Origin of the sequence: Pseudomonas sp. DTU12.3 (genome assembly GCF_004124275.1) — a bacterium.
Taxonomy (GTDB): domain Bacteria; phylum Pseudomonadota; class Gammaproteobacteria; order Pseudomonadales; family Pseudomonadaceae; genus Aquipseudomonas; species Aquipseudomonas helmanticensis.
Genome location: NZ_CP027218.1, coordinates 5274006 through 5289484 on the forward strand (window position 1 = coordinate 5274006; position 15479 = coordinate 5289484).

A 15479-nucleotide genomic window follows, 5' to 3' on the forward strand; every position below is an offset into this window, starting at 1 on the left:
ATTTAGTCCTTCCGCTTAAGAAGCTCACCACGGGCCGCCTTTTGGGTTTCCGTGAGGATGCCACGCAAAATATTCATTTCCGCCCGGCTGACCGAGCTGCGTCCGTACAACCGGCGCAGGCGCGCCATCAAGTGCCGTGGCTTTTCCGGATCGAGGAATTCGATGGCGACCAGCGTCTGCTCCAGATGCTCGTAAAATCGCTCCAGCTCATCCATGGTCGCCAGCTCGGCGCTTTTCACCGAGGCCACTTCTTCTTTCTCGATCTTGCTCGGCTGACCTTGGGCGGCCAGCCAGGCCATGCGCACTTCGTAGCTCAACACCTGCACCGCCGCGCCGAGGTTCAGCGAACTGAACTCAGGGTCGGAGGGGATGTGCACGTGAAAGTGACATCGCTGCAGCTCGTCATTGGTCAGGCCGGAATCTTCACGACCGAACACCAGCGCAATTTCGGCGCCCTGCCCGGCTTCCTCAACCACTTTGGTGCCGCACTCGCGCGGATCCAGCAGTGGCCACGGAATGCGGCGGTCACGGGCACTGGTGCCGAGCACCAGATTGCAGCCGACCAAGGCATCTTCCAGGGTGGCGACGACTTGTGCGTTTTCAAGGATGTCACCGGCACCGGAGGCGCGAGCATCGGCCTCGTGATGCGGAAACAGGCGCGGTTCGACCAGCACCAATCGCGACAGACCCATGTTTTTCATGGCGCGCGCGGCCCCGCCGATATTGCCGGGGTGGCTGGTATTGACCAGGACGACACGAATGTTCTGCAGCAAGGGAGGCGCTCTCGGACACAGGAAAGGGGTGCAAATCTTACAGAACAGCCTACCGTTAAGCTATGAAAGCGAACAGCGTCCTTCACCTGAAGAAAAGTTCTGATAGAATGCGCGGCTTTCTTTAACAACCTTAGGTGACACATCCATGCAGCCCATGCTGAATATCGCGCTGCGCGCCGCCCGCAGCGCCAGTGAACTGATCTTCCGCTCCATCGAGCGCCTGGATACCATCAAGGTCGACGAAAAAGACGCCAAGGATTATGTATCCGAGGTCGATCGCGCCGCTGAACAGAAAATCATCGACGCGCTGCGCAAGGCTTACCCGAACCACTCGATCCGCGGTGAAGAGACCGGCATGCACGCCGGTACCGGCATCGAAGGCGAAGAGTACCTGTGGATCATCGATCCGCTGGACGGCACCACCAACTTCCTGCGCGGCATTCCTCACTTCGCTGTCAGCATCGCCTGCAAATACCGCGGTCGCCTGGAACACGCAGTGGTTCTGGACCCGGTTCGCCAGGAAGAATTCACCGCCAGCCGTGGTCGCGGCGCTCAACTGAACGGTCGCCGCCTGCGCGTCAGCGGTCGCACCAGCCTCGACGGCGCCCTGCTGGGTACCGGCTTCCCGTTCCGTGACGACCAGATGGACAACCTGGAAAACTACCTGGGCATGTTCCGCGCCCTGGTTGGCCAGACTGCCGGCATCCGTCGCGCCGGCTCGGCGAGCCTGGACCTGGCTTACGTAGCTGCCGGTCGTTTCGATGCATTCTGGGAGTCGGGCCTGTCCGAGTGGGACATGGCTGCAGGCGCCCTGCTGATTCAAGAAGCTGGCGGCCTGGTGAGCGATTTCACCGGCGGTCACGACTTCCTTGAAAAAGGCCACATCGTTGCCGGCAACACCAAATGCTTCAAGGCAGTGCTGACGGCGATCCAGCCGCACCTGCCGGCTTCGCTGAAGCGCTAAGCGTTACGCGAAACAAAAAAAGCGCCCTTCGGGGCGCTTTTTTTATACCTGCGATTTCAAAAGCGCCTAAATCCATTGTGGGAGCGGGCTTGCTCGCGAATGCGGTTTATCATTCTGAATAGATGCCGGCTGATCCACCGCTTTCGCGAGCAAGCCCGCTCCCACATTGGGATTATGGTGATCTGCCGGATGAATTGCAGGCACAAAAAAAGCACCCCGCAGGGTGCTTCTTTCTAAACGGTCAGTCTTTTATTGACCTGGCTCATTCTGCGACAGGATCAGCTTGCCTTCCTTGTCGACCGGAATCTGGTTGCCCGGATCACGATCCATCCGCACCTTGCCTTCCTTACCATCCAGCGAGTAACGCACGTCGTAACCGACGACCTTGTCGCTGATGTCATTCACAGTGTTACAGCGAGTCTGGGTCGTGGTGTAGGTGTCGCGATTCTGCATACCTTCCTGCACCTTGTTACCGGCATAACCGCCACCGACTGCACCAGCCACCGTGGCAATCTTCTTGCCGGTGCCGCCGCCGATCTGGTTACCCAGCAAACCGCCCGCTACCGCACCGATTGCAGTGCCGAGAATCTGATGTTGATCCTTGACCGGCGCCTGGCGGGTCACGGCTACATCCTTGCACACTTCACGTGGAGTCTTGATCTGTGTTTTAACCGGTTCGACGGCCAACACTTGCGCATACTCAGGGCCGCTTTTAACCAGGCTGTAGGTGGCAACAGCACCCCCGGCAGTCACACCGACAGCACCCAATACCGCACCAACCAGCAACGACTTGTTCACATGAACCTCCTGACCATCACATGCGGGACATGCCCGCGCTTCTCCCAGCCTTGGAGCATAAAAAAAGGCGCGAGTTCAACTCGCGCCTTTCTTGGGCTGACAGCCGGGAAAACGATGGCCGTTATGGACGGTCGTCGACTTCCTTCTCGGTGTTCGCCGGAGGAATCAGATCCTCAGTGCTCAGGTTCAGCCAGATCAGCACCACGTTCGCGATGTAGATCGACGAGTAAGTACCCGCCAGCACACCGATGAACAGGGCGATGGAGAAGCCGAACAGGTTGTCGCCACCGAAAAACAGCAGTGCCGAGATTGCCAACAGGGTGGAGATCGAAGTCGCCATGGTCCGCAGCAGGGTCTGAGTGGTCGAGATGTTGATGTTCTCGATCAGCGTTGCCTTGCGCAGCACACGGAAGTTCTCACGCACCCGGTCGAATACGACGATGGTGTCGTTCAGCGAGTAGCCGATGATCGCCAATACCGCCGCCAGCACTGTCAGGTCGAAAGTGATCTGGAAGAACGACAGGATACCGATGGTCACGATCACGTCGTGGATCAGCGAAACGATGGCGCCGACCGCGAACTTCCACTGAAAGCGGAAAGCCAGGTAGATCAGGATGCCGCCGAGCGCCAGCAGCATGCCGAGGCCGCCCTGGTCGCGCAGCTCTTCACCGACCTGCGGGCCGACGAACTCGACACGCTTGACCGTCGCCGGGTTGTCACCGCCGAGTTTCTGCAGCGCTTCCGCGACCTGATGGCCCAGCTGCGGGTCTTCACCCGGCATGCGCACCAGCAAATCGGTGGTTGCACCAAAGCTCTGCACGATGGCTTCGTGGTAACCCGAAGTCACCAGCTCTTCACGAACCTTGGTGACATCGGCCGGACGCTCGTAGGTCAGCTCAATGAGCGTACCGCCGGTGAAGTCCAGACCCCAGTTCATGCCCTTGTGGAAGACACTGAAAACAGCCAGTACCGTAAGAAACACTGTGACGCCGAACGCGAAGTTGCGAACGCCCATGAAGTTGATTGTACGTAACATGGCAGCCCCTTAAATCCACAACTTCTTGAAGTCACGTCCGCCAAAGATCAGGTTGACCATTGCGCGGGTCACCATGATGGCCGTGAACATCGAGGTAAAGATCCCGAGGGACATGGTCACTGCGAAACCTTTGACCGGGCCGGTGCCCATGGCAAAGAGAATCCCGCCGACCAGCAAGGTAGTCAGGTTGGCGTCGAGAATCGCGGTGAATGCCCGGCCGAAGCCTTCGTTGATTGCACGCTGCACGGTCATGCCGGCGGCGATCTCTTCACGAATCCGCGAGAAGATCAACACGTTGGCGTCGACCGCCATACCCATGGTCAGCACGATACCGGCGATACCCGGCAGGGTCAGCGTTGCACCCAGCAGCGACATCAAGGCCAGCAGCAGCACCATGTTCACCGCCAGCGCGACGGTGGCAATGATGCCGAAGAAGCGGTAGATGGCGATGATGAACAGCGACACGAACAGCATGCCCCACAGCGACGCATCGATACCTTTGGTGATGTTGTCAGCACCCAGGCTCGGGCCGATTGTGCGCTCTTCAGCGAAGTACATCGGCGCAGCCAGACCACCGGCACGCAGCAACAGCGCCAGCTCGGAGGACTCGCCCTGACCGTTCAGGCCAGTGATGCGGAACTGAGCACCCAGTGGCGACTGGATAGTCGCCAGACTGATGATCTTCTTCTCTTCCTTGAACGTTTGCACCGCGACGTCTTTCTCGACACCGCCGACCACTTGCTTGACGTAAGTGGTGACCGGACGCTGTTCGATGAAGATCACCGCCATGCTGCGACCGACGTTCGAACGGGTTGCGCGACTCATCAGCTCACCACCGTGACCATCCAGACGGATGTTCACTTCAGGCGTGCCGTGTTCGCCGAAACCAGCCTTGGCGTCAGTGACCTGGTCACCGGTGATGATCAGGCCACGTTCGATCTGTGCCGGCGGACGCTTGCCTTCACGGAACTCGAAAGTTTCGGAGGTAGCTTTCGAAGCGCCAGGCTCTGCAGCCAGACGGAACTCAAGGTTGGCCGTCTTGCCGAGGATACGCTTGGCTTCGGCAGTGTCCTGCACGCCTGGCAGTTCAACCACAATGCGGTTGGCGCCTTGACGCTGAACGATCGGTTCGGCAACACCCAGCTCGTTGACGCGGTTACGTACCGTGGTCAAGTTCTGCTTGATGGAGTATTCACGGATTTCCGCCAGCTTGGCCGGGGTCATCGCCAGACGCAGCACCGGTTGACCATTGAGGTCGGCCGGAACAATGTCGAAATCGTTGAAGTTCTTGCGGATCAGTGCACGGGCCTGTTCGCGGGAGTCTTCATCGCTGAAGCCCAACTGAATGGCACCGCCCAGTTGCGGCAGGCTGCGATAACGCAGTTTCTCTTTGCGCAGCAGGCTCTTGACGTCGCCTTCGTAGACTTTCAGGCGTGCATCGAGGGCTTTGTCCATGTCCACTTCCAGCAGGAAGTGCACACCACCGGACAAGTCCAGACCCAGCTTCATCGGGTGCGCGCCGAGGTTGCGCAACCATTGCGGGGTGGTCTGTGCCAGGTTCAGCGCGACGACGTAGTCATCACCCAAGGCCTTGCGTACAACGTCTTTGGCCGGCAACTGATCTTCAGCCTTGCTCAGACGGATCAGACCGCCCTTGCCGTTTGCCGCCAGCGTAGCTGCCTTGACGTTGATGCCGGACTCGTGAAGCGCGGTGCTTACGCGGTCCAGATCGGCTTGATTGACCTGCAGGGCCGTGCTGGCGCCGCTGATCTGAATGGCCGGGTCATCGGGGTATAGATTCGGAGCGGAATAAATCAGACCGATCGCCAGCACCGCCAGGATCAGAATGTATTTCCACAGAGGATATTTGTTCAGCATCACGCCGCCCGTTATGACGCGGGGCGCCTTGCGCGCCCCGTCGATTGAGTAGAAGTTGTTGCCCTTAGATCGCTTTCAGCGTGCCTTTTGGCAGCGTGGCGGCGATGGCGCCTTTCTGGAACTTCATTTCCACGGTGTCGGAAACTTCCAGAACCACGAAGTCATCAGCAACTTTGGTGATCTTGCCGGCGATGCCGCCGGTGGTCACAACTTCGTCGCCCTTCGCAAGGCTGCTCAGCAGGTTCTTCTGCTCTTTGGCGCGCTTGGCCTGTGGACGCCAGATCATCAGGTAGAAGATGACCAGGAAGCCGACCAGGAAAATCCACTCGAAGCCGCCGCCCATTGGGCCGGCAGCAGCCGGTGCAGCCGCGTCAGCCATGGCGTTAGAGATAAAAAAGCTCATTTAGCACTCCAGTTGCAAATGTTGAATCTTGGGGTCAGAAAACTCAGTCCAAAGGCGGAACGGGGAGCCCGCGTTTGGCGTAGAAGGCATCGACAAAGGCGGCCAATGTACCCTGTTGAATAGCCTCGCGCAAACCAGCCATCAGCACCTGATAATGGCGCAAGTTATGGATGGTATTGAGCATGCTTCCCAGCATTTCGCCGCACTTGTCCAGGTGATGCAGATAAGCGCGCGAGAAGTTCTGGCAGGTATAGCAATCGCAGGTCGGATCCAGCGGCGATTCATCATGGCGATGAAACGCGTTACGGATCTTCAGCACGCCTGTATCAATGAACAGATGCCCATTGCGGGCATTACGGGTTGGCATCACGCAATCGAACATGTCCACACCGCGGCGCACACCCTCAACCAGATCTTCCGGTTTGCCAACGCCCATAAGGTAACGAGGTTTGTCAGCCGGCATCATGCCCGGCAGATAATCCAGAACTTTGATCATCTCGTGCTTCGGCTCGCCTACCGACAGACCGCCGATGGCCAGGCCATCGAAGCCGATCTTGTCGAGGCCTTCGAGCGAGCGCTTGCGCAGATCCTGGTGCATGCCGCCCTGCACGATGCCGAACAACGCTGCGGTGTTTTCACCGTGGGCATTTTTCGAGCGCTGAGCCCAACGCAGCGACAGCTCCATCGACACGCGCGCGACGTCTTCGTCAGCCGGGTACGGCGTGCATTCGTCGAAGATCATCACAACGTCCGAGCCGAGATCGCGCTGAACCTGCATCGATTCTTCCGGGCCCATGAACACTTTGGCGCCGTCGACCGGAGAGGCGAAGGTCACGCCCTCCTCCTTGATCTTGCGCATCGCGCCCAGGCTGAATACCTGGAAGCCACCGGAGTCGGTGAGGATCGGGCCTTTCCACTGCATGAAATCGTGCAGGTCACCGTGTTCCTTGATCACTTGGGTGCCGGGACGCAGCCACAGGTGGAAGGTGTTGCCCAGAATCATTTCTGCGCCAGTGGCGACGATGTCTCGCGGCAACATGCCCTTGACCGTGCCGTACGTGCCCACCGGCATGAAAGCCGGGGTCTCGACGGTGCCGCGCGGGAAGGTCAGACGACCACGACGGGCCTTGCCATCGGTGGCAAGGAGCTCAAAGGACATGCGACATTCGCGACTCATTCTGTTTCCTCTGGGCCGGTTTCTTTAGGGGCAGTAGGTGCGGGATTGCGGGTGATGAACATCGCATCACCGTAGCTGAAAAAGCGGTAACCGTTGTCGACGGCAGCCTTGTAGGCAGCCATGGTCTCGGGATAACCGGCAAATGCCGAAACCAGCATCAGCAGCGTGGATTCCGGCAGATGGAAGTTGGTCAGCAGGGCGTCGACCACATGGAACGGTCGGCCCGGGAAGATAAAGATATCGGTGTCGCCACTGAACGGCTTGAGCACACCATCACGCGCGGCACTCTCCAGCGAACGCACGCTGGTGGTGCCGACCGCAATCACCCGACCACTACGCGCACGGCACGCGGCGACCGCATCAACCACGTCCTGGCCGACTTCCAGCCACTCGGTGTGCATGTGGTGATCTTCAAGCTTCTCGACGCGAACCGGTTGGAATGTACCGGCGCCAACGTGCAGCGTAACGAACGTGGTCTCGACGCCCTTGGCGGCAATCGCCTCCATCAGCGACTGATCGAAATGCAGCCCTGCAGTCGGCGCCGCCACCGCACCGAGTTTCTCGGCGTACACGGTCTGATAACGCTCGCGATCCGAGCCTTCGTCCGGGCGGTCTATATAAGGAGGCAACGGCATGTGCCCGACGCGGTCGAGCAGCGGCAGCACTTCTTCAGCGAAGGCCAACTCAAACAGCGCATCGTGACGCGCGATCATTTCAGCTTCGCCACCGCCGTCGATGAGGATCTTCGAACCCGGCTTCGGCGACTTGCTGGAGCGCACATGGGCCAGCACGCGATGCGTATCGAGCACGCGTTCGACGAGGATTTCCAGCTTGCCGCCGGACGCTTTCTGCCCGAACAGCCGCGCCGGAATCACCCGGGTATTGTTGAACACCATCAAATCGCCCGGGCGCAAATGCTCAAGCAAATCAGTGAATTGACGGTGTGCAAGGGCGCCGCTCGGCCCATCAAGGGTCAGCAGGCGACTACCGCGACGCTCGGCCAAAGGGTGGCGGGCGATCAGCGAATCAGGGAGCTCGAAAGTAAAGTCAGCAACGCGCATGATGGGGTTCGTCTAGCAGGGCCGGAAAGTCTAGCGGAAATATTGAAAATTCTCTATGTACCTGATTGACCGACGGTAATCTCATCTCTATACTTCGCCGCCATTGAGCCCTGATGGCGGAATTGGTAGACGCGGCGGATTCAAAATCCGTTTTCGAAAGGAGTGGGAGTTCGAGTCTCCCTCGGGGCACCAAAATTAAGAAAGGTCTTGCTTAGCAAGGCCTTTTTTTTCGCCTGCCGGAAAGTGCTCGCGCACTGCTGAACGCTCGCCACCGCGCGGCTCGCACGTGACATTGCGCGGACTCAGGTGTCGGAGTCGGTTGCAGTCTCAGCCTGGGCACCTCCCCCAAACAACCGCGCCGCTATCGCCCGCCCTCGCTCCAGCCCCCCCTCCGTCAGCCAGACCGACTTGTTCCTGTTCACCGGATTACTAATGAAACCCTGCTCATGCAATCGGTTCATGATCTCGAAGTCGAATCCTTTCCAGGCATTGCCTTCGTCGGAACTGAGTGCTGCCAACAGGGCAAGCACGGCGTCTTCCATCAGCTTGTCGTCGTATTCCATGGTCGTCACTCCATTCGTATCCAACAGTTAACGTCGAGTGTGTGAAGGCTCACCAAAATACTCGCCGACCTACGATGGAAATGCCGCTCAATCCCGTAACGGTTATTTGATCGGCTTCAGCTTGCCCGACCTCGCCTTTGGGCTGCACTTGTTGATCCCGCTCCGTATAATCACGCCCTCTGAAAGTAGTCCACCGCATCGGTGGTGGCATCTACGCATCAACACCCACATTGACGGACGTCGCTAAAGGCAAATCATGGAAACGTCACTGGAAACAGTCGCCCTTTTCTCCCTCAAGCTCGCTTACGAGGAAGAAGGCCTGAGCCCGATCCTGCGGGACGACATGGTCATGGGTGATTATCAGAAAGACATTTTCGAGTTGTTGGTGAAACGTGGTGATATCGAGACCATTCAATTCAAGATGAATGAATGCCTGGATCTGGCGCTGGATGCACTGGGCGGTGTCGATAAACCGCTCGGACGTGAACTGCACAAGTTGTCAGCCGACTTCAGCCAGGCGCAGTCGCTGGAGCAGCTCGATCAGCCGCTCCTCGCGCTCAAGGGTTATTTGAAGGACATTCTGTAATCAGACGCGCAATCTTTTGCCCACACTCAGGCTGAAGAAAAAACCCGCAGATCACTTGCGCACTTTTACCACTCGAATGTTGATCGGAAACCCACCCGCGCCCTTCAGTTTCTTCCATCCCACGTACTGGAATATCAAGTCCTCGTCGATGGGGTCGCCCCTCTCTACCATTGCTCCGCCCAGCACCGCGACTTCCTTATAGACGGCGCAGCTGCCCGAATTGGGGCCGACGACGTAGACCACATAGGGTTTGACGTATTGCACGGCGCGCAAATGTCGGCCGCATTGCCAGTCGACCGTAATCATCAACGTCTTCAGATACGCTTCGCCATCCGTTTCCGATTCTTCGGCGAGTTCTTTGAGCTTGCCGATGCCGCCGACGTCGCTAAAGCCCAGAGCGCGAGCGCGCTTGTATTCCGGGGACTTCTCGTGCTCGGCCTGAGCTTTGAAATATTGCTCCTGAAGCTCTGCGACCAGGACCGGCTCTTCCTTGTTCCGTATCTCGAACGCCTGGGCGATGACGTTTTCGCAACGGGCATATTCGGGAGAGGCAAGGCTTGCCTGGGCGAGGTGATCGCGATGGACGTAAAGCGTGTGATTCAAGCTATCGACGCGGTTCATCGCTTGTCTGGTCGTCATGGTCGCGCTTTGAACTTTGTTCACTACGTCCTGAAAACCCTGACAATCGGAGAGGTAGCCTTTCCAAGCGACCTCCGGGGTTTCATCCCAGCCGGCAAGTGCCGGAGTCATTACGGTGGCGAAGGTGATTGCGCAGAGCAGGCGCGAGGCTGAAGCGAAAGCGGGCATGTGTATTCCGTTACGTGGATGAGGCAGTGGCGCGACGCTACTATTTTGTTATCTTGCCGTCCATTGCCAAAGACGATGTTTCGAGCGCCTAGACGGACATCGTTTTTTAAAGGAAGGACACCATGCTGGCCCTGTTTTATCTGTTCGTCTGGACTCCGCCTGGATGTGGGTCGTGACCAACCGAGGCACGTGGAACGACGATGATGTTACTTGTGCTCGGCTTCCACTGAGCATCGCGATTGCCACTGGCGTTACGCAGCTGTTTTGTTATCTTGCCGCCCATTGTCAGCGTTCACCATGGGGCGTTGAAATCAGGCTTTTGAAGGGTTAAGGAAAGGATCGAATGGAGTTTTTACGCTTACTGGCTTTTGTCGCAGTCTGGGGTTTCATGTGGCGTTGGGTGGTGAAAAACCGCGGTAACTGGAATATTTTCTACGGCAATATCGTTGGCGCGGCGGGCGGTATCATTGTGGCCTTGGTGATGCTTTCGATCACGCTGTCGTTGTACCCAATGGCAGACGAACCGGAAAAAAACCAGGCCGAAAAAACCGTGGTGCCGAATCCCTCGCCCAATGCGGTGATGCCTGAAGCCGAGCCCGCTCCTGCTGCAGCACCTGCACCAGCGCCTGTTTTAGCGCCAACACCTGCGCCTGCGCCTGTTGCGTCCAGCAACCTGCCGGCCTACGTTGCCAGCAAACCACAGAACGAAGCTTCACCGCCCGACTCCGCGCTCCTGCCTTTCTACAGCCAGCGCATGGCGACTTCGATGTCGGAAAAGAAGCTCGAAGACGGTTTGGGCAAAAACTTCACGACCTTGCGCCAGATGATGGGCACCGATCCAAATGCCGATAAATCGGTGATGGCAGCGGTCATGTGCGTTCCGTTCGTGCAGCGCGCCATGCGTTTTCCGGCAGCGGCAGCCATTACCCAGCAACCGAAAACCAACAGCACATTGTTCAAGGACCAGACCTACACCATCACCAATACCGTGACCGGCCGTAATATGCTCGGCGACGATGTTCTCTACCGTTTCGATTGCTCGATACAACAGCAGCCAATCAACGAGTCGGGTTATGCCGATTGGCGTTTGCTGGATCTGAAGTTGCAGAAAGCAGGTTCTTAAGCCTCGCTTAAGAGTTCAAGGCGCCGGCTGCGCTATCATCGCCGGCCTGTGCGCCTTGAGCTTTGATCCCGGATGTCCACCCAACCTGATGACCTGAATTCGCTGCCTCCGGTTGTGGCCGGCCCGCTGCTGCGCCGGCTGGAGCCCACGCGACTGGTGCTGTGGCTGGTCGGCACGCGCGAACTGTCGCTGACCTTGCGCCTGCAAGGTGTAGGCGATATCCCTCTTGATGGCGGGAAATGCACGGTCATTGCCGTAGGCCGTCAGGCGTTCATTCATCTCATCGATGTCAGTCTCGAAAGCGCTCTGCCCTTCGACACCTTTATCGACTACGACATGCTCATCGATAACCAGCAACGCATCGCCGATTGGGCGCCACACCTGCTGTATGCGAATGCCACTTGCCCGAATTTCGTCCTGCGCTCGCGGATCGATCAACTGCTCCACGGCTCCTGTCGCAAGCCGCATCACCCGGCAGCGGATGGTCTGCTTTGCGTCGATCAACTGTTGGCCGACGAGTCCGATCCGCGCCAGCGCCCAGCCCTGTTGATGATGAGCGGCGATCAGGTTTACGCCGATGACGTCGCCGGCCCGATGCTGCGGGCGATTCATGCCTTGATTGCGCGCCTCGGCCTGTTCGACGAACACCTCGAAGGTGCGGTGGTCAGCGACAGCGCCAAACTCTACGAACACCCGGCCAGCTACTACCACCGTGCGGATTTGTTACCGGCGCTGGAGAGCAACGAGACATTGCGCGAGCGATTTTTCGGCGGTGCGCGTAAGCCGATTTTCACCAGCAGCAGCGCCGACAATCACCTGGTGACCTTCGCCGAAGTCATGGCGATGTACCTGCTGGTGTGGTCGCCGACCGCCTGGTCGCTGATCGATCCGCAAGCACCCGAGTTAACGCCCGAACGCCTCAAGCGCTATGCCCTCGAACAGACTCGCATCGATGCCTTCAAGGCCGGATTGGGCAAAGTCGCCCGCGCACTGGCGCATCTGCCGAGCCTGATGATTTTCGACGATCACGACATCACCGATGACTGGAATCTTTCCGCGCAATGGGAGGAAACGGCCTACGGTCATCCATTCTCCCGGCGCATCATCGGCAACGCGCTGATCGCCTATATGTTGTGCCAGGGCTGGGGCAACAATCCCGACGTCTTCAAGGAGCTATTGGTGAAAACCCTGGGGCTGAGCGCCAGCGGTGATGACCAGTATCTCGACCGCCCGTTGCAGGACGATTTGATCGACGACCTGCTGCGCTTTCAAAATTGGCATTTCGTTTTGCCAAGCAGTCCGGCGCTGGTGGTCATCGACACCCGCACCCGGCGCTGGCGCAGCGAAATGACGCTCAAACAACCTTCCGGACTTCTCGATTGGGAAGCGCTGAGCGAACTGCAACAGGAACTGCTCGATCATCCGTCAGCGATCATCGTTTCACCGGCGCCGATCTTCGGCGTGAAGCTTATTGAAACGGTGCAAAAGGTGTTCAGTTGGTGTGGCTATCCACTGCTGGTCGATGCGGAAAACTGGATGGCCCATCGCGGCGCAGCGCAGGTGATCCTGAATATTTTCCGCCACTCGCGCACACCTGGTAACTACGTGGTGCTGTCCGGCGATGTGCATTATTCCTTCGTCTACGAAGTCCTTATCCGACACCGCAAGGCCGGCCCACGAATCTGGCAGATCACCAGCAGCGGCATCAAGAACGAGTTTCCGAAAACCCTGCTGGAATGGTTCGACCGCCTCAATCGCTGGCTCTATTCACCGCGCTCACCGCTGAACTGGTTTACCAAACGCCGGCTGATGCGCATCGTACCGTACCGGCCGGAGCATGCTGAGGCGGGCGAACGCTTGTGGAATTCGGCGGGGATCGGTCAGGTGTTTTTCAATGAGCAAGGGCAGCCCCGGGAGATCATTCAGCACAACGCCAATGGCGCGGCGAAGACGCGGATGCTGGCGCCGGATCTGGCGGAGTATCCGGACTAAGGCCTACTCCATCCATGTGGGAGCGGGCTTGCTCGCGAAAGCGTAGTGTCAGTCGACATTGCAGTTGAATAACCAACCGCATTCGCGAGCAAGCCCGCTCCCACAGGGATTATCGGATACCCGTCAATGTGCGATCAGTGCTCGTCCCACACCTCTGACAATCATCTCCACCTCCCGCTCATCAATCGTCAGCGGTGGCAGCAGCCGTATAGTCTTGCCGCGCGTGACGTTGATCAACAGCGCATGATCGCGTGCAGCGATCAGAGTCAGATCACGCACTGGTTGTTTCAGCTCGATACCGATCATCAAACCCTGCCCCCGAATCGCCAGCACATTGGGGTTATCCGCCAGTTCTGCATGCAGGCGAGTCAGCAGGCGCTCACCTTGAATCCGCGCGTTTTCCAGCAAACCCTGTTCTTCGATGATATCCAGTACCGTGCAACCGACCCGGCAGGCCAACGGATTACCGCCAAAGGTGCTGCCATGGCTGCCCGGCGTAAACAGATCCGCCGCCCTGCCCCGCGCCAGACACGCGCCGATCGGCACACCATTGCCCAGCCCTTTTGCCAGCGTCATGACGTCCGGCACGATGCCTTTGTGCTGAAACGCAAACCAGCGGCCCGTGCGGCCGATTCCGGTCTGGATTTCATCGAGCATCAAGAGCCAGGCGTGGCGATTGCACAATTCGCGCAGGGCCTTCAGGTAACCGGGTGGCGCCAGTTGCACGCCGCTTTCGCCCTGGATTGGCTCGACCAGAATCGCCACGATGCGCTCGCCATGTTTGTCCTGCAGCTGCTCCAGCGCAGAAAGATCACCGAACGGCACTTTGAGGAAATCCCCCGGCAATTCGTTGAAACCCAGGCGCACCGCCGGGCCATCGCTGGCCGACAAAGTGCCGAGTGTGCGGCCATGGAACGCGTTAGCCATGACCACCACCAGCGGCTGTTCGATGCCTTTGCTCCATCCGTACAAACGCGCGAGTTTCAACGCCGTTTCGTTGGCCTCGGCGCCCGAGTTATTGAAGAACGCACGCTCCATCCCCGACAGCTCCGTCAGCCGTTTGGCCAGTTGTTGCTGCCAGTCGATGCTGTACAGATTCGACGTGTGCAGCAGCAATCCCGCCTGCTCGCTGATCGCCGCAACGATCCGCGGATGCGAGTGACCGACGTTGGTCACCGCGACACCGGCAACCGCATCCAGATACTCGCGACCGGCCTGATCCCACAGGCGAGTGCCCAGCCCCTTGATGAAACTCAGGGCCAGCGGTTGGTAGGTGTTCATCAGGGCGGCGGTCATGACTTCAAACTCCAGTGAAGGTCGGTGTGCTGGCAGTATGGTTAGCCACCCGAACTGGATAAACTCGGCAAAACTTCAATCATTTAAAAGCAGAGCTTGATAATGGACCTGTTTCAGTCGATGGGTGTTTACGTCAAAGTCGTCGAAGCCGGGAGCATGACGGCGGCAGCGTTGCAGTGCGACATGTCGACAACCATGGTCGGCAATCACCTGCGGGCGCTCGAACAACGGCTCGGCGTACAACTGCTGCAACGCACCACCCGACGTCAGCGACTGACCGAGTTCGGCAGCGTTTACTACCTGCGTTGCCTGGATGTGCTGGGTCTGGTGGCGGACTCCGAACGCCTCGCCGAACAAGCCCTCGATGAGCCGCGCGGCCTGCTGCGTATCACCGCGCCGCTGACCTTTGGCGTCGAACGCCTGGCCCCTGCGCTCAGCGAGTTTTCCCTGCAATACCCGCAAGTCAAAATGGACGTGGTACTGACCAATAGTCGCCCGGATCTGCTCGAAAGCGGTCTTGATGTGGCGTTCAGGCTCGGCCATTTCGAGCAATCGAATCTGATCGCTCGTCCGTTGATCGATTACACCCTGACCGTCTGCGCCTCTCCGGAGTACGTGGCGCGACGCGGCATGCCGAAAACCCCGGAAGACCTGCAGCAACATGATTGCCTGTCATTCGCCTATCCGGCCGGCGATGACTGGCAATCGGTGGAAAAACGCTGGCGCCTCGGCGGGCCGGACGGCGAAATCATGGTCGATGTCAGTGGCCCCATGTTGATGAATACCTCAGCCGGTCTGCATCAAGCTGCACGTACCGGAATGGGCATCGTGATGCTGCCCGACGCTCTCGTTGAACAGGATCTGCGCGACGGCAAACTGGTGAAGGTCATCCACGACTACCAACCGCCCAGCCGCCCTCTGCATCTGCTTTATGCACCGGATCGCTATCGCTTACCGAAGCTGCGCCGATTTGTTGAATTCGCGATGCAGACGTGGGGCCGGTCCTAGCGCGCAATGCACTT

15 protein-coding genes and 1 tRNA gene are annotated in these 15479 nt (G+C 58.6%); 6 read left to right on the forward strand and 10 right to left on the reverse strand.

What is annotated here, in order from left to right; translation table 11 throughout:
- Positions 1–2: 2 nt before the first annotated feature.
- On the reverse strand, positions 3–773 hold the full coding sequence (gene trmJ, locus C2E19_RS24120) for a tRNA (cytosine(32)/uridine(32)-2'-O)-methyltransferase TrmJ (protein ID WP_008084663.1): 771 nt from the start codon (positions 771–773) through the stop codon (positions 3–5).
- A 145-nt stretch (positions 774–918) separates the two neighbouring features.
- Here trmJ and suhB point away from each other — a divergent pair, with 145 nt between their 5' ends.
- Complete coding sequence (suhB, locus tag C2E19_RS24125; protein ID WP_008084666.1) at positions 919–1737, forward strand: inositol-phosphate phosphatase; 819 nt, start codon at positions 919–921, stop codon at positions 1735–1737.
- Positions 1738–1986: 249 nt separating this feature from the next.
- On the opposite strand, the gene C2E19_RS24130 is transcribed toward suhB, so the two are convergent.
- The 6 genes from C2E19_RS24130 to queA form a co-directional block, all read right to left on the reverse strand.
- A complete protein-coding gene (locus C2E19_RS24130) occupies positions 1987–2535 on the reverse strand; it encodes a glycine zipper 2TM domain-containing protein (protein WP_064118923.1) in 549 nt (182 codons plus the stop codon).
- 121 nt (positions 2536–2656) lie between these two features.
- Positions 2657–3571 carry a protein translocase subunit SecF gene (gene secF / locus C2E19_RS24135; protein ID WP_129395390.1) on the reverse strand — a complete coding sequence of 305 codons (915 nt, stop codon included), beginning with the start codon at positions 3569–3571 and terminating at the stop codon, positions 2657–2659.
- Between the two features lie 9 nt (positions 3572–3580).
- Positions 3581–5449: a protein translocase subunit SecD gene (gene secD / locus C2E19_RS24140; protein ID WP_129395391.1), complete on the reverse strand. Its 1869-nt coding sequence runs from the start codon at positions 5447–5449 to the stop codon at positions 3581–3583.
- Between the two features lie 64 nt (positions 5450–5513).
- Positions 5514–5852: a preprotein translocase subunit YajC gene (gene yajC, locus C2E19_RS24145; protein ID WP_003227923.1), complete on the reverse strand. Its 339-nt coding sequence runs from the start codon at positions 5850–5852 to the stop codon at positions 5514–5516.
- A 43-nt stretch (positions 5853–5895) separates the two neighbouring features.
- Complete coding sequence (gene tgt, locus C2E19_RS24150; protein WP_164979451.1) at positions 5896–7011, reverse strand: tRNA guanosine(34) transglycosylase Tgt; 1116 nt, start codon at positions 7009–7011, stop codon at positions 5896–5898.
- A gap of 14 nt (positions 7012–7025) precedes the next feature.
- The gene (gene queA, locus C2E19_RS24155; RefSeq protein WP_129395392.1) at positions 7026–8090 is read right to left on the reverse strand and encodes a tRNA preQ1(34) S-adenosylmethionine ribosyltransferase-isomerase QueA; all 1065 of its coding nucleotides are present in this window, start codon (positions 8088–8090) and stop codon (positions 7026–7028) included.
- A gap of 107 nt (positions 8091–8197) precedes the next feature.
- On the opposite strand from queA, the gene C2E19_RS24160 reads away from it, so the two are divergent.
- A tRNA-Leu gene (locus C2E19_RS24160) sits at positions 8198–8282 on the forward strand.
- Positions 8283–8392: 110 nt separating this feature from the next.
- Here the strand turns inward: C2E19_RS24160 and C2E19_RS24165 are convergent.
- On the reverse strand, positions 8393–8653 hold the full coding sequence (locus tag C2E19_RS24165; protein WP_129395393.1) for a DUF6429 family protein: 261 nt from the start codon (positions 8651–8653) through the stop codon (positions 8393–8395).
- 256 nt (positions 8654–8909) lie between these two features.
- On the opposite strand from C2E19_RS24165, the gene C2E19_RS24170 reads away from it, so the two are divergent.
- Positions 8910–9239: a hypothetical protein gene (locus C2E19_RS24170; RefSeq protein WP_129395394.1), complete on the forward strand. Its 330-nt coding sequence runs from the start codon at positions 8910–8912 to the stop codon at positions 9237–9239.
- Between the two features lie 51 nt (positions 9240–9290).
- Here C2E19_RS24170 and C2E19_RS24175 read toward each other — a convergent pair whose 3' ends face one another.
- Entirely contained in the window at positions 9291–10046 is a 756-nt protein-coding gene (locus C2E19_RS24175; protein ID WP_129395395.1) for a hypothetical protein, read from the reverse strand.
- A gap of 343 nt (positions 10047–10389) precedes the next feature.
- Here C2E19_RS24175 and C2E19_RS29050 point away from each other — a divergent pair, with 343 nt between their 5' ends.
- The gene (locus C2E19_RS29050) at positions 10390–11169 is read left to right on the forward strand and encodes a hypothetical protein (protein ID WP_164979452.1); all 780 of its coding nucleotides are present in this window, start codon (positions 10390–10392) and stop codon (positions 11167–11169) included.
- Between the two features lie 72 nt (positions 11170–11241).
- Positions 11242–13161 (forward strand): alkaline phosphatase D family protein, encoded by a 1920-nt coding sequence (locus tag C2E19_RS24190; protein ID WP_129395397.1) that lies wholly within the window; start codon positions 11242–11244, stop codon positions 13159–13161.
- A gap of 123 nt (positions 13162–13284) precedes the next feature.
- Here the strand turns inward: C2E19_RS24190 and C2E19_RS24195 are convergent, their stop codons facing one another.
- The gene (locus tag C2E19_RS24195; RefSeq protein WP_129395398.1) at positions 13285–14457 is read right to left on the reverse strand and encodes an aspartate aminotransferase family protein; all 1173 of its coding nucleotides are present in this window, start codon (positions 14455–14457) and stop codon (positions 13285–13287) included.
- 102 nt (positions 14458–14559) lie between these two features.
- On the opposite strand from C2E19_RS24195, the gene C2E19_RS24200 reads away from it, so the two are divergent.
- Positions 14560–15465 carry a LysR family transcriptional regulator gene (locus C2E19_RS24200; protein ID WP_129395399.1) on the forward strand — a complete coding sequence of 302 codons (906 nt, stop codon included), beginning with the start codon at positions 14560–14562 and terminating at the stop codon, positions 15463–15465.
- The last annotated feature ends 14 nt before the right edge of the window (positions 15466–15479 follow it).